Origin of the sequence: Mesorhizobium sp. LNJC405B00 (assembly GCF_000502615.1) — a bacterium.
Lineage (GTDB): Bacteria > Pseudomonadota > Alphaproteobacteria > Rhizobiales > Rhizobiaceae > Mesorhizobium.
In genome coordinates, this window is sequence record NZ_AYWC01000009.1 from 288336 (window position 1) to 315173 (window position 26838).

The following is a 26838-nucleotide window of genomic DNA, read 5'->3' on the forward strand; positions in this document are numbered from 1 at the left end:
GATGACCGCCAAACCATCCGCCAAGCCCGGCAAACTCGCCTTCCGCCCACTGCCGGTGCCGCAGGTCGATGTCCGCGGCTTCTGGGGCGACCGTGTCGATGCCGTGGCGTCGCGCACCGCCGACATCCTGTACGAGCGCTGCGTCGAGGCGCGCATGCTGGAGCAGATCGACCCGGACCGGCCCTCGCCGGGCGTCGTCATTCCGTTTCATTCGCCGTCGCCCGACGAGGCGGCGAGCCCCGGCTTCACCGGCTCGACGGTGACGACGCAGATGTTCTGGGACTCCGATTGGGGCAAGACCATCGAGACCGCGGCCTATTCGCTCTACCGGCGCAAGAACGCGGCACTCGAGAAGAAGATCGATGCCGTCATCGACCTCTACGGCAGACTGCAGCAGGACGACGGTTATCTCTCCAGCTGGTACCAGCGCATCCAGCCCGGCAAGCGCTGGACCAATCTGCGCGATTGCCACGAGCTCTACTGCGCCGGCCATCTGATCGAAGGCGCGGTCGCCTACTACCAGGCCACCGGCAAGCGCAAGCTGCTGGATATCATGTGCCGCTATGTCGACCATATCGCCGACACCTTCGGCCCGGAGCCGGGCAAGAAGAAGGGCTATTGCGGCCATGAGGAGATCGAGCTGGCGCTGGTCAAGCTGGCGCGGGCGACCGGCGAGCAGAAATACATGGACCTGGCCAGGTATTTCATCGACCAGCGCGGGCAACAGCCGCATTATTTCGACGAGGAGGCGCGTGCGCGCGGCGCCGATCCGAAGGCCTATCATTTCAAGACCTATGAGTACAACCAGTCGCACAAGCCGGTGCGCGAGCAGGACAAGGTCGTCGGCCATGCGGTCAGGGCGATGTACCTCTATTCCGGCATGGCCGACATCGCCACCGAATATGGCGACGCTACGCTCAGGGTAGCGCTCGACCGGCTGTGGAACGATCTCACCACCAAGAACCTCTATATCACCGGCGGCCTCGGGCCGTCGGCGCACAATGAGGGCTTTACCAGCGACTACGACCTGCCCAACGAAACCGCCTATGCCGAGACCTGTGCCTCGGTCGGCCTGGTGTTCTGGGCCAGCCGCATGCTCGGCATGGGTCCCAACGCCCGCTACGCCGACATGATGGAGCGGGCGCTCTACAACGGCTCGATCTCCGGCCTGTCGCTCGACGGCTCGCTGTTCTTCTACGAGAACCCGTTGGAGAGCCGGGGCAGGCACAATCGCTGGAAATGGCATCGCTGCCCCTGTTGCCCGCCCAATATCGGCCGCATGGTCGCCTCCATCGGCAGCTATTTCTACTCCCTGTCGGACGACGCGCTGGCCGTTCATCTCTACGGCGACAGCACCGCGCGCTTCGACATATCGAACCGGGCGGTCAGTCTGATTCAGACCAGCAATTATCCCTGGGATGGCGCGGTCTCGATCCGGATCGAAGCCGAAGCTCCGGTGGAATTCACCTTGCACCTGCGCGTCCCGTCCTGGTGCGGCAAGGCGGCGCTCAAGATCAACGGCGCCGCGGTCGATCTGGACGGCATCACCAGCGACGGCTATGCCGCGATCCGGCGCGAGTGGCGCCAGGGCGACCGGGTCGAACTCGATCTCGAAATGTCGATCGCCCGTCTGTTCGCCAATCCGGAGGTGCGTCAGGACATCGGCCGCGTCGCACTTGCGCGCGGTCCGCTGATCTATTGCGTCGAGGAGACCGACAATCCCGGCCAGTTGCATCGCATCGCTCTGCCGCGAACGGCGAAAATCGAGGCGCATGCCGAGCCGAACCTGCTCGGCGGCATCGTCACGCTTTCGGCACTTGCCAGCAAGGAAGTCCAGGAAAACTGGGAAATCGGGCTCTATCGCACCGATCCGCCGGCGGTGAGCGAAACGAAAATCACCGCCGTCCCGTACTTTGCCTGGGACAACCGTGAACCCGGTGAGATGCTGGTCTGGCTGCGGGACGGATGAGTTACAGGCTGACGAACGCCGTCAGCGGCAAATGATCCGACGCAACCCGCGACAGCGGCGTGTCATGGGCTTCCACCGACGAGACCATGCCGTGCCGGTTGGCCATGATCCGGTCGAGCGCCAGCACCGGCAGGCCTGAGGGGAAAGTCGGCACCGCCGCCGGCGTGAAACCAAAGGTGGCGTGCAGCGTCTTGAGCGCCGAGCGGTTGCCCAGCCGCCATTCGTTGAGGTCGCCGAGCAGCAAGGTCGGCCTTTCATCCTGGTTGCTCATGATGTCGAGCACGACGCGGGCCTGCTCCGAACGCGAGCGGCGCAACAGGCCGAGATGCGCGGCGATGACGCGCAGAGTGCGCGTTTCGTCGAGGTCGATCTCGGCAACCAGCGCGCCGCGGGGCTCCAGTCCCGGAAGCTTGATCTGATGGACGTCGCGCACGGTGCCGCGCTTGAACAAAAGCACGTTGCCGCGCCAGCCATGGCCCTTGCCGCTTCCGGAAACCGGCACCGGCACAAGCCCTGTTTCGTGTTCGATCCGGGCAAGGTCGAGCAGCCCGGCGCGGTCGCCGAAGCGGTTGTCGGCCTCCTGCAGCGCGATGACGTCGGGGCCGATCTCGCGGATGACGCGGGCGGTCCGTTCGGGGTCGAACCTGCGGTCGGTGCCGATGCATTTGTGGACGTTGTAGGAGGCGACCACCATCTGGGCGCCTTCAATGTGCTTGCGCGGCGTCGCGTTCGCCTTGCGCGCTTTCCTGCCGCGGATCGACAGGAGCACTGTTTCAGGAAGGCTGCGTCCGTTTATGTCCATAGGCCTGCGTTCAATCTGTCCTGATTCTAAAGATAGGGCGATCCCAGCCATAACAACCGGTCAAAGACCCGGATGACAAATGGCCGCGCTCTTAGGGTTGCGAGTGTGACGGGTTTGGCGGAAGCGATTGCCGCTCCGATGCGCCCCTCGATCTCGGCGGCAAAGCCGGTATCCAGCACCTCCAGGTCGATTTCGAAATTCAGCCGCAGCGACCGGGCGTCGAGGTTGGAAGAGCCGACATAGGCCCAGACGCCATCGACCGACAACAGCTTCGAATGGTCGAACGACCCCTCATGCCGCCAGACGCGGCAATAGTGCTTCAGCACCTGGTCGTACTGCGCCGTCATGGCGCGGCCGACCAGGAAGAGATTGTTGACCGCGGGCACGACGATGTCGATCTCGACGCCGCGCCGGGCCGCCGTGACCAGCGCGCTGACAAATTCCCGGTCCGGCAGGAAATAGGGCGACATGATGCGGATCGATTTGCGGGCGACGGAAAATGCCCCCGTCAGCAATTTGTGGTTGGTTTCGATGCTGGCGTCCGGCCCCGACGCCACCGCCCGCACCAGGATCGGCTGACCGGGAGGCGGCGAGGGCTTTGCCACGTGCCAGACCTCGTCCTTGAGGGCCTCGTTGCCGGCAAAACGCCAGTCCTCGGCGGCAACCGCGAACAGGTCGGCCACGACCGGCCCCGTGACCTGGAAATGCGTATCCGCCGAGCTGGCAGTGCCAGCGAATTCAGCCGAGAACCCCTTGCGGATGTTCATGCCTCCCGTGAACGCCACCACACCGTCGACGATCAGGATTTTCCTGTGCGTCCTCAAATTCGCATAGGGAAGTCTTAGGCCCATGACGATGTTGCCGTTGAACAGATCGACGGTGACGCCGGCTTCCCGGAGTGTCCCAAGGATGCTGGGCACGGAATAGCGCACGCCGACCGCATCGATCAGCACGCGAACCGTCACACCGCGCCGGACCGCGCCGGCCAGCGATTCCACAAAACGTCGTCCGATCTCGTCATTGTCGAAGATATAGGTCTCGAGCAGGATGCTGCGCCGTGCGCCGTCGATCGCCCCGCACATTGCCGCATAGGCTTCGTCGCCGGTCCTCAGGATGGTGATTGCATTTCCCGAAAGCAGGCCGCGCCGCGCCACCCTGTCGCCTAGCGTCTTCAGGCCGGCAAAGCGCTGGCCGAATTCGGCTGAGATGAGTGTTTCGAGCGCAATGTCGTGGTCGTGTTTGGCTGTCTCGGCTTCACCGGCGACGGGCCGCATGGCGCTGATCGTGGCGCGGCGGATGCGGTTGATGCCGGCAATGGCATAGATGATCGCGCCAAGGAATGGCGACAAGATCATCACGCCGACCCAGCCGGTGGCGGCGCGCACGTCTTCCTTGGTCATGATTGCGTGGACGATGCCGATGGCGGCCATCAGCATCGGAATGATCACAAGGATCAGAGGCCAGTAGGTCACAAAGGTCTGCCACATCGGCAGGACTATCGAGCCAGCGGCCGCAGAAGGCAATGCAACGGATCAACCAGGACGGAGGCGCTCGCGCCTCAGTCCTTCGCCCGCTCCACATAAGCGCCATCGGCCGTCATCACCACCACGCGGGTGCCCGGCGCGATGTGTGGCGGCACCAGCGTGCGCACGCCGTTCGAAAGCACGGCCGGCTTGTAGGACGAGGACGCCGTCTGGCCTTTGGTCGTCGGCTCCGTCTCGATCACTTCGAAAGTAGCGCGCTGCGGCAGCACCAGGGCTATGGCGATGCCGTTGAACTGCGAAATCTGCACCGCCATGCCTTCGAGCAGGTAGGGCGCCATGTCGCCGACCACGCTTTCCGGCACCGCGACCTGGTCGTAGCTTTCCGGGTTCATGAAGTGATACCCCTCGGCGTCGGCGTAGAGGAAGGTGTGCTCGCGCTCCTCGACATAGGCGCGCTCGACCTGCTCGGTGGTGCGGTAGCGCTCCGAAACCTTCACCCCGTCGGAGATGCGGCGCATGTCGAGCTGGGTGACCGGCGTACCCTTGCCAGGGTGGATGTTTTCGGCAAAGAGGATCACGTAAAGCTTGCCGTCCTTGTCGACGACATTGCCTTTACGGAGCGAACTGGCGATGACCTTCACCACGGTTTTCAATCCTAGACTTCGTTGGCCTGAAACGATCGTTCGGCGCAAATCGGCTGCGAGAGCCGTCGCCGTAGCGCATCTTGGCCCGAACCGCCAGCCCTGTCAGCAATTCCGTTGCCCGGCAAACCCATGACTGGCGCTTCGCCCTGGTGGACGCCGGATGTTCACGCCGACCGCCGGCCGCGGCTGATGGCGCGCAACGCCATAGCTGCCGCAATGCGCGGCTGGTTTGGCGAGCGCGACTTCATCGAGGTCGAGACGGCGGCGCTGCAGATATCACCGGGCAATGAGGCGCATCTCTCAGCCTTTGCCACCGAGGCTATCGGCGCCGACGGCGCGCGCCGGCCGCTTTACCTCCACACCTCGCCGGAATTCGCCTGCAAGAAGCTGCTTGCCGCCGGCGAACGGCGCATCTTCAGCCTGGGCGCCGTCTGGCGCAACCGCGAGCGCGGTCCTTTGCATCACCCGGAGTTCACCATGCTCGAATGGTACCGGGTCGGCGAAACCTATGAGAGCCTGATGGCCGATTGCGCCGAACTGCTGAAGCTCGCGGCTGAGCGGGCCGGCGCCAAAACCTTCCGCTTTCGCGGCCGCGAGGCCGATCCGTTCGCCGAGCCGGAACGCGTGAGCGTGGCGGAAGCTTTTGCGCGTTACGCCGGCATCGATCTTCTTGCCACCGTTTCTGCCGATGGCGGCACAGACCGCGCCGCACTCCATGATGCTCTGGTCAAGGCCGGCCTGCGCACGGCCGGCGATGACAACTGGGCCGATTTGTTCAGCCGGGTAATGGTCGAGAAGGTCGAACCGGTGCTGGGGCAGGGGCGGGCCACCATCTTGTACGGCTATCCGATCTCGGAAGCGGCGCTCGCCCGGCCGAGCGCGGAGGACCAGCGCGTGGCCGAGCGCTTCGAGCTCTATTGCTGCGGCGTCGAGCTCGCCAATGCTTTTGGCGAACTGACCGATCCGGCCGAGCAGCGCCGGCGCTTTGCCGCCGAGATGGACGAGAAGGAGCGCGTCTATGGCGAGCGCTATCCGCTGGATGAGGATTTTCTCGCCGCCCTCGCCATCATGCCGCAAGCCAGCGGCTCGGCGCTCGGCTTCGACCGGCTGGTGATGCTGGCAACGGGCGCGACGAGGATCGATGACGTGATCTGGACGCCGGCCGCCACTCCTTGACGGAAATCGGCCTCGGTTAAACTCACAAACCGGTCAAGCCGCGCGTCTCTGGCGGCCGCCGCCGCGGATAGCTTTCGCGCTCCGCTCGGGCGCTATGCCGCAGCGGGACAATTGTCCGTGCGCCATTGCACAAGCCGCATTGGGACAATAGATGGTGCAACAGCCGCTACCGCCCGGCGCGGCTTCAGCCAGGACCACGCGCATGACCGATACATCAGAGGCAGCGAAATTGACCGACCGCGTCGCGGCACTGGTCGAGGCTGCCAAGCGGGCCGGCGCCGACGCCGCCGACGCGGTTGCCGTGCGCGGCCGTTCGATCGGCGTGTCGGTGCGGCTGGGAAAGGTCGAGAACACCGAAGCGTCCGAGGGCGACGATGTCTCGCTGCGCGTCTTCGTCGGCAACCGGGTGGCGAGCGTCTCGGCGACGGCGGCATCGGACCCCAAGGCGCTGGCTGAGCGCGCCGTGGCCATGGCCAAAGTCTCGCCCGAGGACCCCTATCAGGGTCTCGCCGATCCGGCTTTGCTGGTTGGCAAGGTGCGCGACCTCGATCTGTTCGACGCCACCGAGGTTTCGGCCGATCAGTTGAAGGAAGCGGCCCTTGCCGCCGAGGAAGCGGCCCTTGCAGTCAAGGGTGTCACCAATTCGGCCGGCAGCGGCGCCAGCGCAGGCCTCGGCGGGCTGGTGCTTGCCACGTCGGACGGCTTCGTCGGCCACTATGTCGCGTCGCGCTTTTCGCGTTCGGCCAGCGTGATTGCGGGTGAGGGCACCGGCATGGAGCGCGACTACGAATACTCTTCGAACCAGCATTTTTCCGATCTGGACGCACCGGAATTGATCGGCCGCAAGGCCGGCGAGCGCGCCGTGCGCCGCCTCGGCGCCCGCAAGGCGGCAACCGGTCCGGTCAACGTGGTGTTCGATCCGCGCGTCGCGCGCGGCATTGCCGGCCATCTCGCCGGCGCCATCAACGGCGCTTCGGTGGCGCGCAAGACCAGTTTTTTGCGCGAGATGATGGGCAAGCAGGTTGCGTCGGCTGCCATCACCGTCACCGACGAACCGCTGCGGCGTCGCGGCCAGGCCTCGCGCCCGTTCGACGGCGAAGCCGTCGAGGGCGAAAAGCTGTTGATGGTCGAGAACGGCGTGCTGAAGCACTGGTTCCTGTCGACGTCCGCCGCGCGGGAATTGGGGCTGACCACCAACGGACGCGGCGCGCGCAGCGGCTCGTCGGTATCGCCGTCTTCGACCAATCTCGCCATCGAGCCGGGCGACAGGACGCCGGAAGACCTAATCAGGTCGCTAAAATCCGGCTTTTATGTTACCGAAGTGTTCGGCCAAGGCGTCGATATGGTGACCGGCGAATACAGCCGTGGCGCATCCGGCTTCTGGATCGACAATGGCGAGCTTGCCTATCCGGTGGCCGAGGTGACCATCGCCTCCAATTTGAAGACGATGTTCCTCAACATGGTGCCGGCGAGCGACCTTGACCGCGATTTCGGCACCGCCGCACCGACGCTGCTGATCGAAGGAATGACCCTTGCCGGAGCGTGACCCGGTCATATCGGCCGGGGCCTCGGAAGACCTCGATCTGCTGCGCGACGCCGCCCGCGAGGCGGGCGCGATCGCCATGCGCTATTTCGGCAAGAACCCGCAAGTGTGGATGAAGGGCGGCACCTCGCCTGTCAGCGAAGCCGACCACGCGGCGGACGCCTATCTGCGCGATACCCTGCTGGCGGCCCGGCCGGACTATGGCTGGCTGTCGGAGGAAACGACTGACGATCCGGCGCGGCTTCTGGCGCGGCGCACCTTTGTCGTCGACCCCATAGACGGCACCCGCGGCTTCCTCGAAGGTCTGCGCTCGTGGTGCGTCAGCGTCGCGGTGGTCGAGAATGGCCGCACGCTCACCGGTGTGCTCGAATGTCCGGCCAAGGGCGAAACCTATTGGGCGCTGCCTGGCCATGGAGCTTTCCGCAACGGCAAGCCGATTGCCGTGCGCGGCCTGGGTAAGACGGTCGAGATCGGCGGGCTGAAGCAGTTGATCGACCTGATGCCGGCGCAATGGCAGGGCCGGGTGCGGCGGGCGGCGCACATTCCCTCTCTCGCCTACCGGCTGGCGATGGTCGCCAACGGCACGCTCGACGCAACCTTCGTCAAGCCCAACGCGCATGACTGGGATATCGCCGCCGCCGATCTCATCTTGCGCGAGGCTGGCGGCGCCGTGCTCGACGGCCATGGCCGCGCGCCGCTATATGCCGGGGAGATCATCCGTCACGGCGCGCTGGTCGCCGGCAGCGGGCAGTTGCTGACCGTGCTTGCCGGCGTCATTGCCGATACGGAAGCGTGATCGAAGGTTCCAAAGTCGGCAGCTTTGGGCTAGACCTGTTGCAAACTCACAATATGTGAAGGACCGAAATGGCCGCGGAAGACGGAAAGAAACAGCTTTTGCACCTGGTGTTCGGCGGCGAGCTGAAGAAGCTGGGAGGCACCGAGTTCCGCGATCTCGACGCGCTCGACATCGTTGGCGTTTATCCGGACTATCAAACCGCGCACACCGCGTGGAAGGCAAAGGCGCAAGCCAGCGTGGACAATGCCCATATGCGTTATTTCGTCGTCCATCTGCACCGGCTGCTCGACCCTGAAAGCAAGGCCGCCGGTTGACAGCGATGGAGTATGAAGCGGTGAAAGGGCAGCCCACCGGCGCCGCGGTCCGAAGAAGACGCGGCGGTAGTTCGAAGACATTCTGGCGCAAGATCCGCGAGCCGTTGGCGCAGTCGCGAATCGTCAAGAGCATGATCGTCAGCCTGCTCGCCCAGTTCGTCCGCCTGGTGCGCCTGACCAACCGCGTGGTCGAAGGCTCGGCTAAATTTTCAGGCGGCGACTACGCCGAATTCGAACCCGGCATCATCGCGCTCTGGCATGGCCAGCATCTGCTGACCCCAGCCTATTATCCCAAGGGACGGCCGCTGGTCGCCATGGTCTCGCGCAGCGCCGACGCCGAACTCAACGCGCTGATGATCGAAAAATTCGGCATCGAGGCGGTGCGCGGCTCCGGCGGGCGTGAAAGCACGAAGCATCTCGACAAGGGCGGCGCCAAGGCGCTCATCGCCCTGAAAAAGTCACTCGTCGCCGGCAAGAACGTCGCCATGATCGCCGACATTCCCCACGGCACGCCGCGCGACGCGGGGCTTGGTATCGTTCTGCTGGCACGCCTTTCCGGCCGGCCGATCATGCCTGCCGCCATCGCCACCAGCCGCCGCAAGGTGCTGGAAAGAAGCTGGGACAAGACCACCATCAACCTGCCGTTCGGCCGCTCCTCGATCGTCATCGGAACGCCGGTTTTCGTGCCGGCCAATGCCGACGAGGCCGAAATGGAGCGCAAGCGCCAGGAAGTCACGGCCGCGCTCAATGCCGCGACCGCCGAGGCCTATCGGCTCGTGGACGGCAGGCCATGAGCGTCGGCTGGGCGCGCGCCTTCCTGGCGGCGTACCGCCTTGCCGGTGCAGCCGCCTATCCGCTGATGGGTCCCTATGTCGCCTGGCGCACATCGCAGGGCAAGGAAGACCGCAGCCGCAGCCGTGAGCGCTACGGCGTTGCCGGGCGGCCGCGCCCTGAAGGGCCGGTGATCTGGATCCATGCGGCAAGCGTCGGCGAGACCCTTGCGGTCGTGCCGCTGGTGCAAAGCATCCTCGACTACGGTGTCAACATCGTGCTGACGACGGGCACCGTCACTTCGGCGCAGGTTGCCGACGAACGGCTGGGCGACCGCATCATCCACCAATATGTTCCGCTCGACCTCAAGCCGGCCGTCAGCCGCTTTCTCGATCACTGGCGGCCGGACCTGGCTATCATCGCCGAATCCGAGATATGGCCGATGACGATCCTCGAGCTCGGCGCCCGCCACGTGCCGCAGGTGCTGGTCAACGGCCGGCTCTCCGACCGTTCGTTCAAATCCTGGAAGAAGCGCGCCAACATCGCCGAGGCGCTGTTCGAGAACCTTGCACATGTCGTTGCCCAGTCGGATGTCGACGGCGAACGGTTTCGCGCGCTTGGCGCCCGGCCGGTCACCGTGTCCGGCAACCTCAAGGTCGACACCTTGCCGCCGCCGTTCGACGAACGGGCGCTGGCGACGCTGAAGCGACAGATCGCCGGCCGCCCGACCTGGGCGGCAATTTCGACCCATGACGGCGAGGAGGTGGTCGCGGCGGAAGTTCACGTCACGCTCTACAAGCGCCACCATGGCCTGCTGACGATCATCGTCCCGCGCCATCCCGACCGCGCCGAAGCCCTTGCGGCGCAGATTTCCGGCATGGGGCTGAAGCTGGCGCGGCGCAGCAAGGGCGACAGGATCACCGCCGACACCGATATCCTGCTCGGCGATACGATCGGCGAGATGGGGCTTTATCTCCGGCTGACGGAAATCGCCTTTGTCGGCCGCTCGCTGACCTCGGAAGGCGGCCAGAACCCGCTGGAGCCGGCCATGCTCGACACCGCCGTGCTTGCCGGCCGCAACGTCCAGAATTTCCGCGAAGCCTATCAGCGTCTGCTCGACAGCGGCGGCGCCAAGCTGGTGCGCGACCGCGACATGCTGGCCGGCGCCGTCAATTTCCTGCTGAGCAATGAAGTTGCGCGCCATGAGATGATGGCGGCCGGTGCCGCCACAGTCGACCAGATGCGCGGTGCGCTGGCGCACACGCTGAAGTCGCTCGAGCCTTATATCCAGCCATTGATCGTCAAGTCGCGCCTGAAGGGCGCCGACGGGCGATAGGTGGCGTCGGAAGCACCACCTTTCTGGTGGGAAGCGCCGGACTGGCGGGTCTTTGCGCTGTCGCCGCTATCAGCGGTCTATGGCATGGTCGCCGGCCGCCATATGCATCGGGCGATACGTGAAAAGATCGACGCGCCAGTGCTTTGCGTCGGCAACTTCACCGTCGGCGGCAGCGGCAAGACGCCGGTCGCCATCGCGCTGGCCAAGCAGGCCCGGCGCATGCAGCTCAATCCCGGATTCCTGTCGCGCGGCCATGGCGGCTCGTTCGCGCAGCCGCATGTCGTCGATGCCAGTCACGACGCTGCAAAGCATGTCGGCGACGAGCCGCTGCTTTTGGCCGAGCACGCGCCGGTTGCGGTGAGCCCCAACCGCGCTGCCGGCGCCAAGCTGCTCATGGAAGCCCATGGCTGCGATTTCCTGATCATGGATGACGGTTTTCAGAGCGCACGCATCCATATCGATTATGCGCTGGTCGTCGTCGACGCCCGTTACGGCATCGGCAACGGCCGGGTCATTCCGGGCGGTCCGCTGAGAGCCAACATCGTCGATCAGTTGGTGTTCACCGATGGGCTGTTGAAGATGGGCGAGGGCACCGCCGCCGACCAGGTCGTGCGCCAGGCGGCGCGCGCCGGCCGGCCGATCTTCGAGGCGCATGCCGAGCCCGCGGCCAAGGAGCGGTTCGCCGGCCGGCGGTTCCTCGCCTTTGCCGGCATCGGCCATCCCGAAAAATTCTTCGAGACGCTGCGCGGCACGGGCGCGGAAGTGGCGCTGAGCCGGTCGTTTCCGGACCATCATTTTTATGCCCCCGACGAACTCGCCGAACTGGCGGCAACCGTGCGCCGTGAGGGACTGGGCCTCGTGACCACCGCCAAGGACGCAGCCCGGCTGCGCCATGGCGCAGCCTCGGCTGAATTCCTTGGTCAACTCGACGTGCTGGAGATAGACGCCACGTTCGAGCTCGACACTGTGCCGGAGCGGATCATCGATGAGACGCTGGATGCCTGGAGGCAGCGCCGGCTGCGAGGGTAGGGCGCTCCCGCGTTGACACAGGATATTTCTCGCCGCTTATCACTATTATAAGTCAGACCGGCTTCAGCGCGGGGGGTGGAATGGTTAGGTTGCGGGCACTCTTTGTGGGCTTTGTTCTTGTGGCGATGGCGAACCCATCTTCGGCGCAGGCACCCACCGCGACCGACAGCGAATTTCTGGTCTCGGTCACCGAAGCGGACGGTGCTACCCACGTTCGGCCCTCAAACATTGTACCGCTTATCCCCGATAGCGCCTGCTTTGAATGGCGCGTACGTCTGGCGCAAGGCGACAGACTGGTATCGGTCACCGAGGTGTTCGCGCTTCCCGCGGAGCCCAGGCAGTGGGGTGGTATCGACGGAAACGAATACAGCTTGAGCAAGCTATCGGGCAATCGAAGGGTCTCCGAGACGACCATGTTCTACAAACCGCAGGACGGATGGATCTCGCATGGCTGGTGCATGGCCGAGGGTGATCCGATCGGGCCGTATTCCATCAAAGTGCTTGTCGGAGATCGGCTTGTTCATAAATTCGACTTTTCGGTCGAAAACGCGCCGGCATCCTCAAAGCCATAGTCCTGCAGGCGTTCCAGGAAAATCAGATCGACGGTGAGCCTTGCTTTCCGGTGTGCCGATCTAGCCCCGGCTGCGCAGGTCCGGATGCATCTCGATCTCGCGGCGCAGCGAGGCGGCGGCGCTGACATAGGGCTCCTGCCTGGCGACGCTCCAATATTTGAGCTCGTCCAGCGGAATGCTCTCGCCGGTCACCGCGCAGCGCACGAAGGCGCCGGGGCTGGTGACCTGGAAGTCGCCGTCGAGATAGCGGATACGGGCTTCCTTGCCGCCGGGGCCTTCGAAGCGGTTCATCATGGAGTGGTGCCAAGGTTCATGCTGATTTCATCGCCATAAATTGCCGGCAAGGTCAAGCTTGACGCAATGCTGAGGCGCTATTGTCGCTCCAAACCATTCTTATGGGACCGGTATGGACATTTCATCCGCCCGCCTGACCGCGCTGCTGCGTGAGGCCATGATGTTGGCAGCGTTGCCGTCGGCGAAGGCCGATCCGGCGAAAGCAGCACTTATAAAGGCGCTGGTGCAGCCGCCGACGCCGTCCGGCGCGCCTTTGCAGCAGGCTGCGGCGCCGGCGCTGCAGGCGCTGTTGTCCGCAGCCACCGCAAAGGGGCAGCAGACGGGTTCTGCCGAGGTCCTGCAAGCCTATCTGGCCCTTGCTGAACCTGGCGTCGAGGCGCCAGACAAGGTCGCGCCGACAAGGGTCGTTGCGGTCTCGCCGGCAAATGACGACACACAGCGCGGTCTGCCGCTGCCGTCGGCCAAGGCCGAAGATGGCGCTGCCGCAAAGCCCGCAGGACTGCCCTGGTTTGCGCTTCTCGCACCCGTGGTTTCGCCGCAGCGCCGGGCTGCCACCACCGATATGCCAATGAAGCGGGAGCAGGCGACGTCTGGGCCGAATGATGCGGCCCAGCCGCAAGGCCGAAAGCAGACGCGTGTCGGTCTGATGGCGCTGGCAACCGGGTTTCTGGCCGTCGCCATTGTCGGGCTAGCCCTGCTGGTGCTTCGCTGAGCACCGAACGATCGCCGCTATCGCTCGGCTTCGAGGAATGCTTCCATCTTGTCCATCGCCAGCCCCGCCTCGACAGCGATACGGCGTGAAAGTTCGGCGGCAGCCGTGCGTGGCCGCCCCAGCGGCCGGTCGAGCCAGTACGACACCGGGTTCAGCGCCGTGCGCTCGTCAACGGCGACGATGCGGCCTGCCTCCAACTGGTGTCCGGTCAGCGGCGGCCGTGCCAGCGCGATGCCGAGCCCATAGGCGGCAGCGTCGAGCACCAGATTATAGTCCTCGAAGCGGCGATCCTGCGGGCGCGGGCGGTAGTCCATCCCTTGCGCGGCAAACCAGGCACGCCAGCCGGAGGCGTCGGAATCGTTGATCAGTGGAAACCTCAGCAGCCGGGCCGGGTCGCCGCGGCCGATCTCGCGGGCAAGGCCGGGCGCGGCGACGGGAAAGACATGTTCCTCGAACAGCTTCACCGAGATGCGGCCCGGAATGCCGCCGCGGCCGCAGCGGACCGACAGGTCGATGCCTTCATCGGCAAGGTCGGCCTGGCGGATGTCGACGTCGAGCACGATGCGCAGCTTGGTGGGATTGTTCTCCAGCGCCGCCATGCGTGGCATCAGCCACAGCCCGCTGACGGAGGGTATCGAGGTCAGCCGCACCACGGCGGTGCCGCGCGGCTCGACCCAGCGGTCGGAATGGCTGGAGATCAGCGCAAAGGCTTCCGCCGTGCGCAGATGCAGGCGGTTGCCCTCGATGGTCAGCGAGACGCCGCGCGCGCCGCGGTCGAACACTTTCAAGCCCAGCCAGTCCTCCAGCTTGGCGATCTGCCGGCTGACGGCGCCGTGGGTGATGTTGAGCTTCTCGGCCGCGGCCGAAAAGCTCCCCGTTCGCGCCGCCGCATCGAAGGCGCGCAGGGTCTCGAGCGGCACCATTGTGTCTGAGTTGTGATCCATAGTCACAGGTGATCCTCGATTTGATCGTTTGTCAACGGCGCCGAAAAGGCGCCTTCTGCCTTTCAACACTCTGGGAACCCGAGGACAGGCAGATGAGCGCAACGACCAGCACGTCGAATCCGACACAGCGGATGGACACCACGGCGGCCATCGCCGTGGCCTTGACGGTGGTTGGCTGGGCCTCGGCCTTTCCCGCGATCCGTGCCGGCCTCGCCGCTTTCGGGCCGCTGGAACTCGGTGCGCTGCGCTTTGCCATTGCCGCGGTGCCGGCGGCGATCTTTCTTGCCGTCAAGCGCCCGGCGCTGCCGAGGCTCGACGAAGTGTGGCGCCTGGTGTTTGGCGGCGCCATCTTCGTCGCGCTCTACACTGTCATGCTCAATTTCGGCGAATTGACGGTTTCGGCGGGTGCCGCCGGTTTCATCATCAATGTCAGCCCGATCTTCACCGCCATCATGGCAATGGCATTGCTCGGCGAGCGCTTCTCAAGCTGGGCCTGGTTCGGCACGGCGATTTCTTTCGCCGGCATCGGCATCATCGCTGTGGCTGACGGCAATGGCTTGAGTTTCGACACCGGCGCGCTGCTGGTTCTTGGCTCCGCGCTGTGCTCGGCCGTCAACACGATCGTCCAGAAGCCGCTCTTTGCCCGCCATCACCCGCTGACCATTTCGGCCTCGAACATGATCCTTGGCGCTCTTTGCCTGGCACCCTTTCTGCCGAGCGGCTTTGCGCAGGCCGCGGTCGCCAACACGGCCGGTATCGGCGCCGTGATCTTTCTTGGCATCGTGCCCAGCCTGATCGCCTATGCCGCCTGGGCAACCGCACTGTCGCGTCTTCCGGCAGCGCGCGCCTCGAACTTCCTCTATCTGGTCTCGCCCATGTCGGCCCTGATCGGCTTTTTCTGGCTGGGCGAAGTGCCGACGCTGCTCGGCATAATCGGCGGTGCGTTGGCCCTCGGCGGCGTGATCGTGGTGAATTTAAAGCGTTAAAACAAATGATTTGAGCTTTTTTCGGACTCAAACCGAGAACCGCTTCCATCAGAATGCAGACAACCCAGAGGAAGGACAGCTATGGTACGCTGCCTTCACTGGGGACGGAATGGGAAGACTGTTCATATTGGCAATTTTTTGCGTTTTGCTGCTGACCGGGAAAGCCGCCGCGGGCTGGTATCAGGTCGAAAACTACGAAGGCTCCATCGGACCTAACCCCGTCCACCTATCGCTGCAGAGATATGACAGTTTCGGCAGCGGGATTACGGTCGAGGGGAGCTATTTCCACGACGCGAAGCAAAGCCCGATAGCGGTGTACGGCAAGATCAGTGGCACCAGCGTCTTCCTTTGCGAGATTGCGGACGACAGGCAGTTCGACCGGGTGCTGGTCATGGGATCGAAAACGCCCGTTGGCACCACCGGATGTCCGTTTTCTCTCGACCTTGGCGAAAGCGGCGCAACAGGGACTTGGAGCAAGGGCTCGGACAAGTTCCCGATCACGCTGAAGAAGGTCGCAAGCCTCGACGATACCGGTGAGGCGAAGGTTGACGGCACCGTCGAGATTCCCTTCTGGGCGCAGACAGCAACCCACAGATTTGCCGGGGTCTACGAGAAAGCGGGCTTTCTCGTCTGCATGAATAAGCTGCGGGTCATCGATAAGAAGAAAAAGAAGGTCGTTCAGGCAATCGCTTTCGATGACGACGATTGCGATGCCGGCATGCTGATGACTCCCATCTACATGAATGTTCAAAAACAGGTTGGGAGAAGCTTCGAGATAATCTCCGTGAATTTTCGCGGCGGTAGCGCCGGTTACTCAAGGGATTACGTTTTCTCTCATAGGTTCAAGGATTGTCGCCTGTTGGTGAATTGAGCGTGTGGCCTGACCTGGCTTGTGCTCACCGCCGCCCAAACAGCCGCTCTATGTCGGCGAGCTTGAGTTCGATATAGGTCGGGCGGCCGTGGTTGCAGGTGCCGGAGCCGGGAGTCGCCTCCATCTGTCGCAGCAGTGCGTTCATCTCCTCGGCCTTGAGCAGCCGGCCGGAGCGCACCGAGCCATGGCAGGCCATGGTGGCGGCGATCTTGTCCAGCCGCTCTTTCAGCGTCTCGACGGTATCGTTGTCGGCGATCTCGTCGGCAAGGTCGCGCACCAATTGCTGGACATTGGTTTCGCCGAGCATGGACGGCGTCTCGCGCACCGCCACCGCGCCGGGACCGAAACGCTCAATGCCGAGGCCGAACCGGGCCAGCGTTTCGGAATGCACGGCCAGCCGCTCGGCGTCCTCCTCCGGCAGGTCGACGATCTCCGGCAAGAGCAGCATCTGCGAGGGCACCGCGCGCGAGTGCAGGGCATTCTTCAACGCCTCGTAGACCAGCCGCTCATGCGCCGCGTGCTGGTCGACGATGACAAGCGAATCCCTCGTCTGGGCGACGATGTAGTTCTCGTGGACCTGCGCGCGGGCGGCGCCCAGCGCGGTGCCGAGCAGCGTCTCGGCCGGCTCGGCTGAGCCGGCACGCGCATCGGCGCTGGCGAGCGGACCGGCGTCGAATGCAGCCTGGTCGTTTTCGCGGAAGCCGGCGCCGTCAAATCCCATATCCAGCGGCCGCTGTGGCGAGCGGTCAAAGCCCGAAAAGCCCGAGGCCCGGTAGGCCGCGTCATAACTGCGATGACCGTTGGCAGGACCCGCATGGGCGTAGGAGGCGGCTCCCGGCCGGAACGCCGCCACTATCCCGGCGGCACCGCTGGTGGCGGCGCGGATGCCGGCATTGGCCAGAGCCTCGCGGATGGCGCCGACGATCAGCCCGCGCACCAGGCCGGGGTCGCGAAAGCGCACATCGGCCTTGGCCGGGTGGACGTTGACGTCGACGGTCGCCGGATCGAGCGTCAGGAACAGCACGGTCACCGCGTGCCGGTCGCGCGGCAGCACATCGGCGAAAGCGCCGCGAATGGCGCCGGCAATCAGCTTGTCGCGCACCGGACGGCCGTTGACATAGGCATATTGCTGCAGCGCGTTGGCGCGGGTGAAGGACGGGATCGAGACGTGGCCGGTCAGGTGCACGCCGTCCCGGCCGGCGTCGATAGCGACGGAATTGTCGGGGAACTCGGCGCCCATGACCTGCGCGACGCGGCGCAGCCTGCCTTCCGCTGTGTCGTCGGTTGCCGGCAACTCCAGCGTCGAGCGGTCGGAGCCGGCCAGCGTGAAGCGCACCGCAGGGAAGGCGATGGCGATGCGCTTGATCACATCGCCGGTGGCCGAGCTTTCGGCGCGCTCGCCCTTCATGAACTTGAGCCGGGCCGGCGTGGCGAAGAACAGGTCGCGCACCTCGACCGTGGTGCCGCGGTTGGCAGCCGCCGGCTTGACCGCCGAAACCCGGCCGCCCTCGATGCCGATCTCGGCGGCTGCGTCGCCCGATGCCGTGCGCGAACGAATCGACAGCCGCGACACCGAACCAATTGACGGCAATGCCTCGCCACGGAAGCCGAGCGAGCGGATATCGTGAATGTTGTCGGCAAGCTTGGACGTGCAGTGGCGCGCGATCGCCAGCGCCAGCTCCGGTTCGGGGATACCGGAGCCGTCATCGGTGACGCGGATCAGGTTCAGCCCGCCGCCGGCAGTGACGACCTCGACGCGGGAGGCGCCGGCGTCGAGCGCGTTTTCGACCAGTTCCTTCACCACGCTCGCCGGACGCTCGATGACCTCGCCGGCGGCGATCTGGTTGATCATCGTTTCGGAAAGCTGGCGAATGGGCATGGGGGTATTATAGGCGGATTCGAAGGGTGTGCGGAAGGCTTCAATGAATGCCGGACATTGGAGACGCCAGCGGGACAGCACCCCCCTCTGGCCTGCCGGCCATCTCCCCCGCAAGGAGGGAGATCAGATGTCACGACGGCTTTCGCCAATCTTCAATGCTTGAAGGGTGACGCGACATATGAACTGCCAATCTCCCCCCTTCCGGGGGAGATGTCCGGCAGGACAGAGGGGGGTGTGAAGGAACTCCGCGATAGTGACTACGCTGCAACCGATTTCAAGCCTGCGCCGCCAGCCAGTCCCTGACTTTCCGCGCATTCTCTCTCAACTCCCGGTTCTTCGGCCAAACCACATAGAACGCCTTGCCGGTTCTCAGCACATGGTCGGTCACCGGCACCAGCAGCCCCGACGCCAGGAGCCGTTCGGCCAGATGCCGCCAGCCGAGCGCGATGCCCTGGCCCTCCATGACGCCCTGGATCACGAGGCCGTAATCGTTGATGCGCAGGCCGCGCGCGGTGTTGTCGAGCCTGCCGCCCGCAGACTGGAACCATTCGTCCCAGCTAGCCGCCTCGCGGTAGGGCTCCTCGAGGTGGATCAGGCGATGCGTCGCCAGCTCCGCGACGCTCCTTGGCATGCCGAATTTCGCGAGATAGCTGGCGCCAACCACCGGAAAAATCTCCTCGTCGGCCAGCGGCAGCGAATGATAATCGGCCCAGTCGCGCGGTTCGCCGCCGCGAACGGCGAGCGGGATGCCCTCGGCGATGATGTCGAGATCACGGTCGGCGGTCTGGATGCGCAAGTCGATGCCCGGCAGTTCGTCGCGGAACTGCTGCAGGCGCGGCATCATCCAGAACGAGCCGAAGGCGGTCGACGCCGCCAGCGTGACATGGCCGCCGCTCGCCTGCAGGCGCAGATCCTCGGCCGATTTGCGGATATGCGACAGACCGAGCGAGACGTCGGCATGGAAGCGTTCGCCCGCTTCTGTCAGGACGACCTGGCGGTGGCGGCGCTGGAACAGCTGCGCGCTAAGCTGTTCCTCCAACCCGCGCACCGCATAGGAGACGGCGGCCTGCGTCATGCCGAGCTCGCGCCCGGCAGCGGTGAAGCTCGACAGCCGGCCCGCCGCCTCGAAGACGATCAGGCTGCCGGCCGAGGGCAGGAGGTGGCGCAGGCTTCGCATAAGCTGAGCTTATACAAGAGATCAGGATTTTCCAGCGTCACATCCATATTTCCTCTCGCTAACTTGGTTGGACGGAATGAGGAGGCTCCATGAACGCACCGGCCGCTGAACTGACCGAGCAAACCCACCGCCGCGGCGGCGGTCGCCTCGGACGCAAGGCGCTGAGGAGCGCCCCCGTCACCTCGTTCCCAACGCTGGTCCGCGAGATTCCCACCTACCAGATGGTCCCGGACGAGGCGGTGGAACTTATCCACCAGGAGTCGCTCGCCATCCTCGAAGAGGTCGGTTGCGAATTCCGCGACGACGAGGCGATCGCCATGTGGAAGGCGGCGGGCGCCGACATCTCCGAGACGCGTGTCCGCATCGATCGCGCTCTGCTGATGGAACTGGTCGCGAAGGTTCCTTCCGAGTTCACCCTCAACGCGCGCAATCCCGAGCGCACCGTGCGCGTCGGCGGCAAGAACTCCATCTTCGTGCCGATGTATGGCGCGCCTTACGTGCGCGACCTCGACAACAACCGGCGTTATGGCACGCTTGAAGACCTCAACAATTTTCACAAGCTCGCCTACATGGCCCCGGCGCTGCATTCGTCGAGTTCGATCATCTGCGAGCCGATGGAGATCGCGGTGCCGAAACGGCATCTCCACATCATCCATTCGGCGCTGAAGCACTCCGACAAGCCGTTCATGGGCATCGTTACTTCCAAAGATCGCGCCGAAGACACGATGGCGATGGCGGGCATCGTCTTCGGCGAGGAGTTCGTCCGCGACAACCCGGTCCTGGTGTCGATTACCAACTGCAACTCGCCGCTGGTGTGGGACGCCACCATGCTGGACGCGATGAAGGTCTATGCGCGCAGCAATCAGCCGCTGATCCTGGCGCCCTTTGCGCTGTGCGGCGCATCGACTTCGGCCTCGGCCGTCGGCGCGGTGGCGCAGGTCAATGCCGAAGCATTGGCCGGTGTCGCTTTCACCCAGCTGCTGCGTCCTGGTTCGCCGCAAATCTACGGCCAGTTCATGGTGACGGTCGACATGAAGACCGGCGCGCCGATGGGCGGCACACCGGAAGCCGCCCAGATGATGTATCTAATGGGCGCGCTGGCGCGGAAATACAAGCTGCCCTGGCGAACCTCCGGCTTCCATGTCGGCTCCAAGCTCAACGACGCCCAGGCCGGCTATGAATCCAACATGCTGATGCATGCCGCCATCCTCGCCGGCGCCAATTATATCTGGCACTCCGCCGGCTGGTTGGAGGCCGGGCTGACCTGCGGCTATTCGAAATTCGCCACCGACTGCGAGCAGCTTGTCGGCTGGTACAAATATGCCGGCGGCCTGCCGTTCGACGACTTCAAGGAGGCCATGGCGGCGATCCGCGAGGTCGGGCCGCAGGGCCATTTCCTCGGCACCCAGCACACGCTCGATCATTACGAGTCGGCATTCTTCATGCCCACCATCATGGATTTCAACTCCTACGAACAATGGAAGGCTGGAGGGGCGAAGGACCACGACACGCGCGGCCGCGAGAAAGCCCGCAACATGCTGGCCGACTATGAAGAGCCGAAACTCGATGAGGGCATTGCCGAGGGCCTCAGGGACTTTATCGCGCAGCGCGAAGAGAGGCTGCCCGACAGCGTTAGCTAAGAGAACGACGAATGAGTTGATAACGGGCGAAGACCCGATGGGAACCGCAAGGGAGAAAGACATGACACTTTTCAAAAGCAATGGCGATCGCGTGCCAACGGCCATCGAGGCGATGGCGCAAGAGACGCGTGCTGGCCGTATGGACCGGCGCGAGTTTCTTGCATTGGCAAGTGCGTTCGGCGCATCGACGGCGCTGGCCTACGGCATGATCGGCCTTGCCGCGCCGGGACAGGCTTTTGCCGAGGAGCCGAAGAAGGGCGGCACGCTGCACATATCGATGTCGGTCAAGGCCCAAAAAGATCCGCGCACCTATGACTGGGTGGAACTCGCCAACATCTCGCGCTGCTGGCTGGAGCCGCTGGTCCGCTACACCAGGGAATTCACCTTCGAGCCAGTGCTGCTCGAAAGCTGGGACATCAATGACGACGCCACGGAATACACGTTGCATGTGCGCAAGGGCATTACCTGGAACAATGGCGATGCTTTCAACGCCGATGACGTGGTCTTCAATGTTACCCGCTGGTGCGAGAAGAAGGTCGCCGGCAACTCCATGGCCGCTCGCGTCGGCGGGCTGATCGACGAAAAGTCGGGCAAGGCCAGGGAAGGCGCGATCGCCAAGGTCGACGACAATACGGTCAAGCTGACGCTCAGCGCGCCCGACATTTCGCTGATCCCGAACCTCACCGATTATCCCGCGCTCGTCGTCCACCGCAATTTCGACGCCGAAGGCGCCGACCCGGTCAAGAAGCCGATCGGCACGGGCCCGTTCGAACTGGTCTCCTACGATGTCGGCCAGAAGGCGGTGGTCAAGCGTCGTGAAAACGGCAAGTGGTGGGGTGGTGAAGCGCCGCTCGACAGCGTCGAGTTCATCGACTACGGCACCGACTTCAACGCTTCGATCAACGCCTTCGAATCCGGCGAGATAGACCTCAATTTCGAGACGCCGGCCGACTTCATCGACATCCTGGATAAGATGGGGCTGGAGAAGTCCGAGGTTGCGACGGCAACCACGCTGGTTGCCCGCACGAACGTTACCCACAAGCCCTATGACGACCAGCGGGTGCGCAACGCGCTGCAGATGGCGGTCGACAACAATGCGGTGCTGGAACTCGGCTATGCCGGGCGAGGGACGGTCGGTGAAAACCACCATGTCAGCCCTATCCATCCTGAATATTTCGCGCTGCCCAAGAAGACGCGCGACGCGGCCGGCGCCAAGAAGCTGATGGCGGACGCAGGGCAGGCCGATTTCGAGCACGAGCTGATCACCGTCGAGGACGATTGGCAGAAGAACACCGGCGACGCGATTGCGGGCCAGCTGCGCGACGCCGGCATCAAGGTGAAGCGCACGGTGCTGCCGGGCTCGACCTTCTGGAACGACTGGACGAAGTATCCCTATTCGATGACCATCTGGTACATGCGCCCGCTTGGCGTCCAGGTGCTGGCGCTTGGTTATCGCACCGGCGAAGCCTGGAATGAATCGGCCTATTCCAACCCGGACTTCGACGCCAAGCTGAAGCAGGCGCTGTCGCTGATCGACGTGGAGAAACGGCGTGAGGTGATGAAGGATGTCGAGCAGATCCTGCAGGATTCCGGCGTCATCATTCAACCCTTCTGGCAGAAGCTCTACAGCCACATGAACAAGAAGGTGAAGAACTACGGCGTCCACCAGACCTTCGAGATGGACCTGCAGAACGTCTGGCTGGATGGCTGAGACGGTGCAGCCGGGGCTTCATGAGCCGCAAAAAAACCGATATGCAGGATGTCTGGTATTGCACCTTGCCGCCAAACGTCCGGAGATCCTGCATGAAACCGATAGTGCTTGCCGCTGTCTTTTCGATTGCCTTGCCAGCGACAGTGCTGGCCGGGCCGGCTTCCAACGCCGTCAAGTTCTTTTATCTGCCCGAGGTGAAATTCGAGGGAGATGCAAAGTACCGCGACCGCTTCACCGAGCCGGTGACCAAGCTGTTCGATCTCAACGACCAGGCAACGAAGAACAAGCCCGACGAAGTCGCCTGCCTCGACTTCGATCCCGGCCTCGACGCCCAGGATTTCGACCAGAAGTCGATTGCCAAGACATTAAAGCTGGCCGAGACCGTCAATGGCGATACGGCCGAAGTCACCGCCACCTTCAGCCTTTTTGCGGAAGGCGATGATTCTAAACGCGAAAGGCTGTGGTCGCTGAAGGAAATCGACGGCAAATGGAAGGTCGCCGACATCACCTCCAAGACCAGCAACTGGACGCTAAGCGCGCTGGAATGCATGCCCGACAAAGCGCCGGAGTGATCCCGTGCTCCGCCGTCTTGCCTTGGCGCTGTCGCCCATGTGCGTGCTGTCGGTGGGTATGAGCGCAGCCGCAGCACAAGGCCTGTTGGGCCCGCCGCCAGCCAATGCGCCGGCCGTGACGGCACCGGCCGGCGCAGCACCGCCCGCAAATCCACCCGGGACAGCGGTGGAACCGGCGACACCGCCGGTTGGGTGGCCGCCGGCCGACGCCCCACCGGCCGCACCCATTCTGCCGGGATCCCCGACGGCGGTGGTGCGGCCATTTTACGATCAGGTGGGACTGGAGATCGATCCGGCGCAGCGCAGCCACTTCATCGACCCGGCAAAAACGGTTCTCGACAAGAGCGACGCGTTGCGCACATCCGGGCAGGGAGAATGTCTCGACCCCAACATGGCGCTCGACAATGCCGACTATGACAAGACCGAGATCGATAAGAGCCTGAAGACACTCGAAGCGATCAATGGCGACCAGGCCAAGGTCATTGTCGCCTTCGTCGTCGCCGGCAACCCGCATCGCCTTGAATGGAAATTCAGGAAAGTCGACGGCGACTGGAAGATATCCGATCTGCTTTCGGTGACCGGTGAATGGGCGCTCAGCCAGTATCAGTGCGAATAATGTTGATTGAGGGTCAGCGCCTGCGATCCTTCGCGCCCCCCTCTGTCCTGCCGGACATCTCCCCCACACGGGGGGAGATCAGCAGTTCCAGCGTCTCGCCCGCTCCGCATCATTTGAGATTAGCTAAAGCCTATGTGGCGGCCAATCTCCCCCCGTGTGCGGGAGATGTCCGGCAGGACAGAGGGGGGCGCTGTCCCGCTAAAGTTCCGCAAAATAGCTTCAGCCCCTTCCGCGATAGGGGGCAACGCCGGTGTCGGGCAACCAGGCGCCTTCGGGCGGAGCGCCGGTCTGCCAGAAGACATCGATCGGAATGCCGCCGCGCGGATACCAATAGCCGCCTATGCGCAACCACAGCGGCTTCGTTGCCGCCACAATGCGGCGGCCGATCATCACCGTGCAGTCTTCATGGAAAGCGCCATGGTTGCGAAACGAAGTCAAAAACAGTTTGAGCGACTTCGATTCCACAAGGGTGGCATCGGGTGCGTAGTCGATGACGATATGAGCGAAATCCGGCTGTCCGGTTACCGGGCAGAGCGAGGTGAATTCCGGGCAGGTGAAGCGCACCATCGCCGGCGGTCCGTCGCCGCGCTGGAACGGCACGGTCTCCAGGACCGCGGTCTCCGGGCTCTGTGGCGTCTCGACGTGGGCGCCGAGCTGGGTGAGGGTTTTGGTATCGATCATCGTGGTTTTCCTGGGGATTTTCCGCGCTCATTAGCATCGGATCAAAAAGTGTGCAGCGATTTTCGGATAAATTCGATGCTCAAGACAAGAACTGGAGCAGCGCGCGCTGCTCCGACACAAACTGGAATGGCAGGAAGATGATGACCAGCAACGACCCGCTTCTCCAGCCTTACCAGCTCAAACACCTGACGCTGAAGAACAGGGTGATGTCGACCAGCCACGAGCCGGCCTATTCAGAGGACGGCATGCCGAAACAGCGCTACCGGCTCTACCATGCCGAAAAGGCCAAGGGCGGCATGGCGCTGACCATGACGGCGGGCTCGGCCATCGTCTCGCGCGACAGCCCGGCCGCCTTTGGCAATCTGCATGTCTATGACGACCGCATCGTGCCGTGGCTGGCCGAACTGGCGGACGCCTGCCACGAGCATGACTGCAAGGTGATGATCCAGATCACCCATCTTGGTCGCCGCACCGGCTGGAACAAGGCCGACTGGCTGCCGGTGCTGTCGGCCTCGCCGGTGCGTGAGCCGGCGCACCGCGCGTTCCCGAAAACCATCGAGGACTGGGACATCGAGCGCATCGTCGCCGACTATGCGTCCGCTGCGCAGCGCTGCCAGGCGGCCGGCCTCGACGGCATCGAGTTCGAATCCTACGGCCATCTGATGGACGGCTTCTGGTCGCCGGCCACAAACCATCGCGACGACGAGTTCGGCGGTTCGCTCGACAACCGGCTGCGCTTCACCGACATGGTGCTGGATGCCGTGCGGGCTGCCGTCGATGAAAAGTTCATCGTCGGCATCCGCATGGTCGCCGATGAGGACTTTGACAAAGGCCTGTCGAAGGCCGAGGGCGTCGAGATCGCGAGACGGCTCGCCAATTCTGGCAAGGTCGATTTCCTGAACATCATCCGCGGCTCGATCGAAAGCGACGCGGCGCTCACCAAGGTTATCCCGGTGACCGGCATGCGCTCTTCGCCGCATCTCGATTTCGCCGGCGAGGTGAGGGCGGCAACAAAATTCCCGACCTTCCATGCGGCGCGGATTTCCGATGTCGCCACGGCGCGCCACGCCATCGCAACCGGCAAGCTCGATATGGTCGGCATGACCCGCGCCCATATCGCCGACCCGCACATCATCAAGAAGGTCATGGAAGGCCGCGAGCACGAGATCCGGCCTTGCGTCGGCGCCACCTATTGCCTCGATCGTATCTATGAAGGCGGCGAGGCGCTGTGCGTCCACAATGCCGCGACCGGCCGCGAGGCCGAGATTCCGCATATCATCCTGAAGACGGAGGGGCCCAGGCGGAACGTCGTCGTCGTTGGCGCTGGCGCTGGCGGGCTCGAGGCAGCTCGCGTCATGGCCGAACGTGGCCATCATGTCACGGTGCTTGAAGCCTCCGGTCAGGCCGGCGGCCAGGTCCGGCTCGCGACGCAGAACCCGCGCCGCAAGGAACTGATCGGCATCATCGACTGGCGGCTGGCCGAACTCGACCGGCTCGGCGTCGGGATCCGCTACGATACATGGGCCGAGCAGGACGATGTGCTGGCGCTGTCGCCCGATGTGGTGGTGATCGCCACCGGCGGCCTGCCGCAGAACCCGCCGCTGACATCAGGCGACAATCTCGTCACGTCGAGCTGGGACATCATGGCCGGCAGCGTCAAGCCGGCGGAGAACGTGCTGCTCTTCGACGACAATGGTGGCCACCAGGGCATGGGCGCGGCGGAGCTGATCGCCAATGCAGGGTCAAAACTGGAGCTGGTTTCGCCGGAGCGCTTCTTCGCCCCCGAAATGGGCGGCATGAACCACGTGCCCTATATGCGCGCCTTCCAGGAGAAGGGCGTCACCATCACCATCAACACCAGGCTGCGCTCGGTACGGCGCGAGGGCAACCAACTGGTCGCCGAACTCGCCTCCGACTTTGCCGATGGCTGGCGTGGCGAAAGGCGGGTCGACCAGGTGGTGGTCGAGCACGGCACGGCGCCGCTCGACGATCTCTATCTCCAGCTGAAACCGCTGTCGAAGAATGGTGGCGCGGTCGATTACGAGCGGCTGGTCGGCGGCGGCGATATTTTTCCTTCACGCAACCCCGAAGGCGGCTTCGTGCTGTTGCGCATCGGCGATGCGGTCGCCTCGCGCAACATCCACGCGGCCATCTATGATGGCATCAGGTTCGGCTTGCGGGTGTGAGCTTTACAAGCGGCCTACGGCTTGTTCCAAAACTCGATCTCACCCTTCCGGCGGGCGCAACTCGATCGATCAAAGTGATGGGTGGCGCGCAGCCAAACCTCTGTGCGGAGAGCCACCTTGCACATCCGTCCGA

Annotated in this window: 25 protein-coding genes; 17 read left to right on the forward strand and 8 right to left on the reverse strand. The window is 64.2% G+C overall.

What is annotated here, in order from left to right:
• The first annotated feature begins 1 nt into the window (after nucleotide 1).
• Nucleotides 2-1969 (forward strand): glycoside hydrolase family 127 protein, encoded by a 1968-nt coding sequence (locus tag X756_RS147380; RefSeq protein WP_023730482.1) that lies wholly within the window; start codon nucleotides 2-4, stop codon nucleotides 1967-1969.
• A gap of 1 nt (nucleotide 1970) precedes the next feature.
• Here X756_RS147380 and X756_RS147375 read toward each other — a convergent pair whose 3' ends face one another.
• The 3 genes from X756_RS147375 to efp all read right to left on the reverse strand — a co-directional run bounded on the left by X756_RS147375 (nucleotide 1971) and on the right by efp (nucleotide 4899).
• Complete coding sequence (locus tag X756_RS147375) at nucleotides 1971-2771, reverse strand: endonuclease/exonuclease/phosphatase family protein (protein WP_023671569.1); 801 nt, start codon at nucleotides 2769-2771, stop codon at nucleotides 1971-1973.
• Between the two features lie 26 nt (nucleotides 2772-2797).
• Nucleotides 2798-4258: a phospholipase D-like domain-containing protein gene (locus tag X756_RS147370; RefSeq protein WP_023689589.1), complete on the reverse strand. Its 1461-nt coding sequence runs from the start codon at nucleotides 4256-4258 to the stop codon at nucleotides 2798-2800.
• A gap of 71 nt (nucleotides 4259-4329) precedes the next feature.
• On the reverse strand, nucleotides 4330-4899 hold the full coding sequence (gene efp, locus X756_RS147365) for an elongation factor P (protein WP_023730483.1): 570 nt from the start codon (nucleotides 4897-4899) through the stop codon (nucleotides 4330-4332).
• A 129-nt stretch (nucleotides 4900-5028) separates the two neighbouring features.
• On the opposite strand from efp, the gene epmA reads away from it, so the two are divergent.
• The 8 genes from epmA to X756_RS147325 all read left to right on the forward strand — a co-directional run bounded on the left by epmA (nucleotide 5029) and on the right by X756_RS147325 (nucleotide 12436).
• Nucleotides 5029-6075, forward strand: a complete 1047-nt coding sequence (gene epmA / locus X756_RS147360) for an EF-P lysine aminoacylase EpmA (protein ID WP_023730484.1) — start codon at nucleotides 5029-5031, stop codon at nucleotides 6073-6075.
• A gap of 202 nt (nucleotides 6076-6277) precedes the next feature.
• Nucleotides 6278-7621 (forward strand): TldD/PmbA family protein, encoded by a 1344-nt coding sequence (locus X756_RS147355; protein WP_023730485.1) that lies wholly within the window; start codon nucleotides 6278-6280, stop codon nucleotides 7619-7621.
• Nucleotides 7608-8414: a 3'(2'),5'-bisphosphate nucleotidase CysQ gene (locus tag X756_RS147350; protein ID WP_023712781.1), complete on the forward strand. Its 807-nt coding sequence runs from the start codon at nucleotides 7608-7610 to the stop codon at nucleotides 8412-8414. Before X756_RS147355 ends, X756_RS147350 begins: the two co-directional genes overlap by 14 nt.
• A 68-nt stretch (nucleotides 8415-8482) precedes the next feature.
• Nucleotides 8483-8728 carry a DUF4170 domain-containing protein gene (locus X756_RS147345; RefSeq protein ID WP_023682943.1) on the forward strand — a complete coding sequence of 82 codons (246 nt, stop codon included), beginning with the start codon at nucleotides 8483-8485 and terminating at the stop codon, nucleotides 8726-8728.
• Between the two features lie 5 nt (nucleotides 8729-8733).
• Nucleotides 8734-9522 (forward strand): lysophospholipid acyltransferase family protein, encoded by a 789-nt coding sequence (locus tag X756_RS147340; protein WP_023724836.1) that lies wholly within the window; start codon nucleotides 8734-8736, stop codon nucleotides 9520-9522.
• Nucleotides 9519-10835 carry a lipid IV(A) 3-deoxy-D-manno-octulosonic acid transferase gene (gene waaA / locus X756_RS147335; RefSeq protein WP_023730486.1) on the forward strand — a complete coding sequence of 439 codons (1317 nt, stop codon included), beginning with the start codon at nucleotides 9519-9521 and terminating at the stop codon, nucleotides 10833-10835. Before X756_RS147340 ends, waaA begins: the two co-directional genes overlap by 4 nt.
• Nucleotides 10836-11864, forward strand: a complete 1029-nt coding sequence (lpxK, locus tag X756_RS147330) for a tetraacyldisaccharide 4'-kinase (protein ID WP_023730487.1) — start codon at nucleotides 10836-10838, stop codon at nucleotides 11862-11864.
• An 89-nt stretch (nucleotides 11865-11953) separates the two neighbouring features.
• The gene (locus X756_RS147325) at nucleotides 11954-12436 is read left to right on the forward strand and encodes a hypothetical protein (RefSeq protein ID WP_156941395.1); all 483 of its coding nucleotides are present in this window, start codon (nucleotides 11954-11956) and stop codon (nucleotides 12434-12436) included.
• A 60-nt stretch (nucleotides 12437-12496) separates the two neighbouring features.
• Here the strand turns inward: X756_RS147325 and X756_RS147320 are convergent, their stop codons facing one another.
• Nucleotides 12497-12730: a DUF2093 domain-containing protein gene (locus X756_RS147320; RefSeq protein WP_023694434.1), complete on the reverse strand. Its 234-nt coding sequence runs from the start codon at nucleotides 12728-12730 to the stop codon at nucleotides 12497-12499.
• A 112-nt stretch (nucleotides 12731-12842) separates the two neighbouring features.
• Between X756_RS147320 and X756_RS1000000168875 the strand changes: the two genes are divergently transcribed.
• Nucleotides 12843-13442, forward strand: a complete 600-nt coding sequence (locus tag X756_RS1000000168875; protein WP_023730489.1) for a hypothetical protein — start codon at nucleotides 12843-12845, stop codon at nucleotides 13440-13442.
• Nucleotides 13443-13459: 17 nt separating this feature from the next.
• On the opposite strand, the gene X756_RS147310 is transcribed toward X756_RS1000000168875, so the two are convergent.
• Complete coding sequence (locus tag X756_RS147310; RefSeq protein WP_023730490.1) at nucleotides 13460-14386, reverse strand: LysR family transcriptional regulator; 927 nt, start codon at nucleotides 14384-14386, stop codon at nucleotides 13460-13462.
• Between the two features lie 92 nt (nucleotides 14387-14478).
• On the opposite strand from X756_RS147310, the gene X756_RS147305 reads away from it, so the two are divergent.
• Together X756_RS147305 and X756_RS147300 are read left to right on the forward strand one after the other, a co-directional pair.
• Nucleotides 14479-15372 (forward strand): DMT family transporter, encoded by an 894-nt coding sequence (locus X756_RS147305; protein WP_023730491.1) that lies wholly within the window; start codon nucleotides 14479-14481, stop codon nucleotides 15370-15372.
• A gap of 109 nt (nucleotides 15373-15481) precedes the next feature.
• A complete protein-coding gene (locus X756_RS147300) occupies nucleotides 15482-16243 on the forward strand; it encodes a hypothetical protein (RefSeq protein ID WP_023730492.1) in 762 nt (253 codons plus the stop codon).
• Between the two features lie 25 nt (nucleotides 16244-16268).
• Here X756_RS147300 and mutL read toward each other — a convergent pair whose 3' ends face one another.
• Both mutL and X756_RS147290 read right to left on the reverse strand, forming a co-directional pair.
• The gene (mutL, locus tag X756_RS147295; protein WP_023730493.1) at nucleotides 16269-18122 is read right to left on the reverse strand and encodes a DNA mismatch repair endonuclease MutL; all 1854 of its coding nucleotides are present in this window, start codon (nucleotides 18120-18122) and stop codon (nucleotides 16269-16271) included.
• 274 nt (nucleotides 18123-18396) lie between these two features.
• Nucleotides 18397-19299, reverse strand: coding sequence for a LysR substrate-binding domain-containing protein (locus X756_RS147290; RefSeq protein ID WP_023730494.1), 903 nt, complete (start codon nucleotides 19297-19299; stop codon nucleotides 18397-18399).
• 89 nt (nucleotides 19300-19388) lie between these two features.
• On the opposite strand from X756_RS147290, the gene X756_RS147285 reads away from it, so the two are divergent.
• The 4 genes from X756_RS147285 to X756_RS147270 all read left to right on the forward strand — a co-directional run bounded on the left by X756_RS147285 (nucleotide 19389) and on the right by X756_RS147270 (nucleotide 23838).
• Nucleotides 19389-20939: a trimethylamine methyltransferase family protein gene (locus X756_RS147285; RefSeq protein ID WP_023730495.1), complete on the forward strand. Its 1551-nt coding sequence runs from the start codon at nucleotides 19389-19391 to the stop codon at nucleotides 20937-20939.
• A 61-nt stretch (nucleotides 20940-21000) separates the two neighbouring features.
• Nucleotides 21001-22650, forward strand: a complete 1650-nt coding sequence (locus X756_RS147280; RefSeq protein WP_023682934.1) for an ABC transporter substrate-binding protein — start codon at nucleotides 21001-21003, stop codon at nucleotides 22648-22650.
• 92 nt (nucleotides 22651-22742) lie between these two features.
• Nucleotides 22743-23222 (forward strand): DUF3828 domain-containing protein, encoded by a 480-nt coding sequence (locus X756_RS147275; protein ID WP_023730496.1) that lies wholly within the window; start codon nucleotides 22743-22745, stop codon nucleotides 23220-23222.
• 4 nt (nucleotides 23223-23226) lie between these two features.
• A complete protein-coding gene (locus X756_RS147270; protein WP_023682932.1) occupies nucleotides 23227-23838 on the forward strand; it encodes a hypothetical protein in 612 nt (203 codons plus the stop codon).
• Nucleotides 23839-24057: 219 nt separating this feature from the next.
• Here X756_RS147270 and queF read toward each other — a convergent pair whose 3' ends face one another.
• A complete protein-coding gene (gene queF / locus X756_RS147265) occupies nucleotides 24058-24519 on the reverse strand; it encodes a preQ(1) synthase (protein WP_023730497.1) in 462 nt (153 codons plus the stop codon).
• Nucleotides 24520-24659: 140 nt separating this feature from the next.
• On the opposite strand from queF, the gene X756_RS147260 reads away from it, so the two are divergent.
• Nucleotides 24660-26705, forward strand: a complete 2046-nt coding sequence (locus tag X756_RS147260) for an NADH:flavin oxidoreductase (RefSeq protein WP_023730498.1) — start codon at nucleotides 24660-24662, stop codon at nucleotides 26703-26705.
• Nucleotides 26706-26838: the final 133 nt, after the last annotated feature.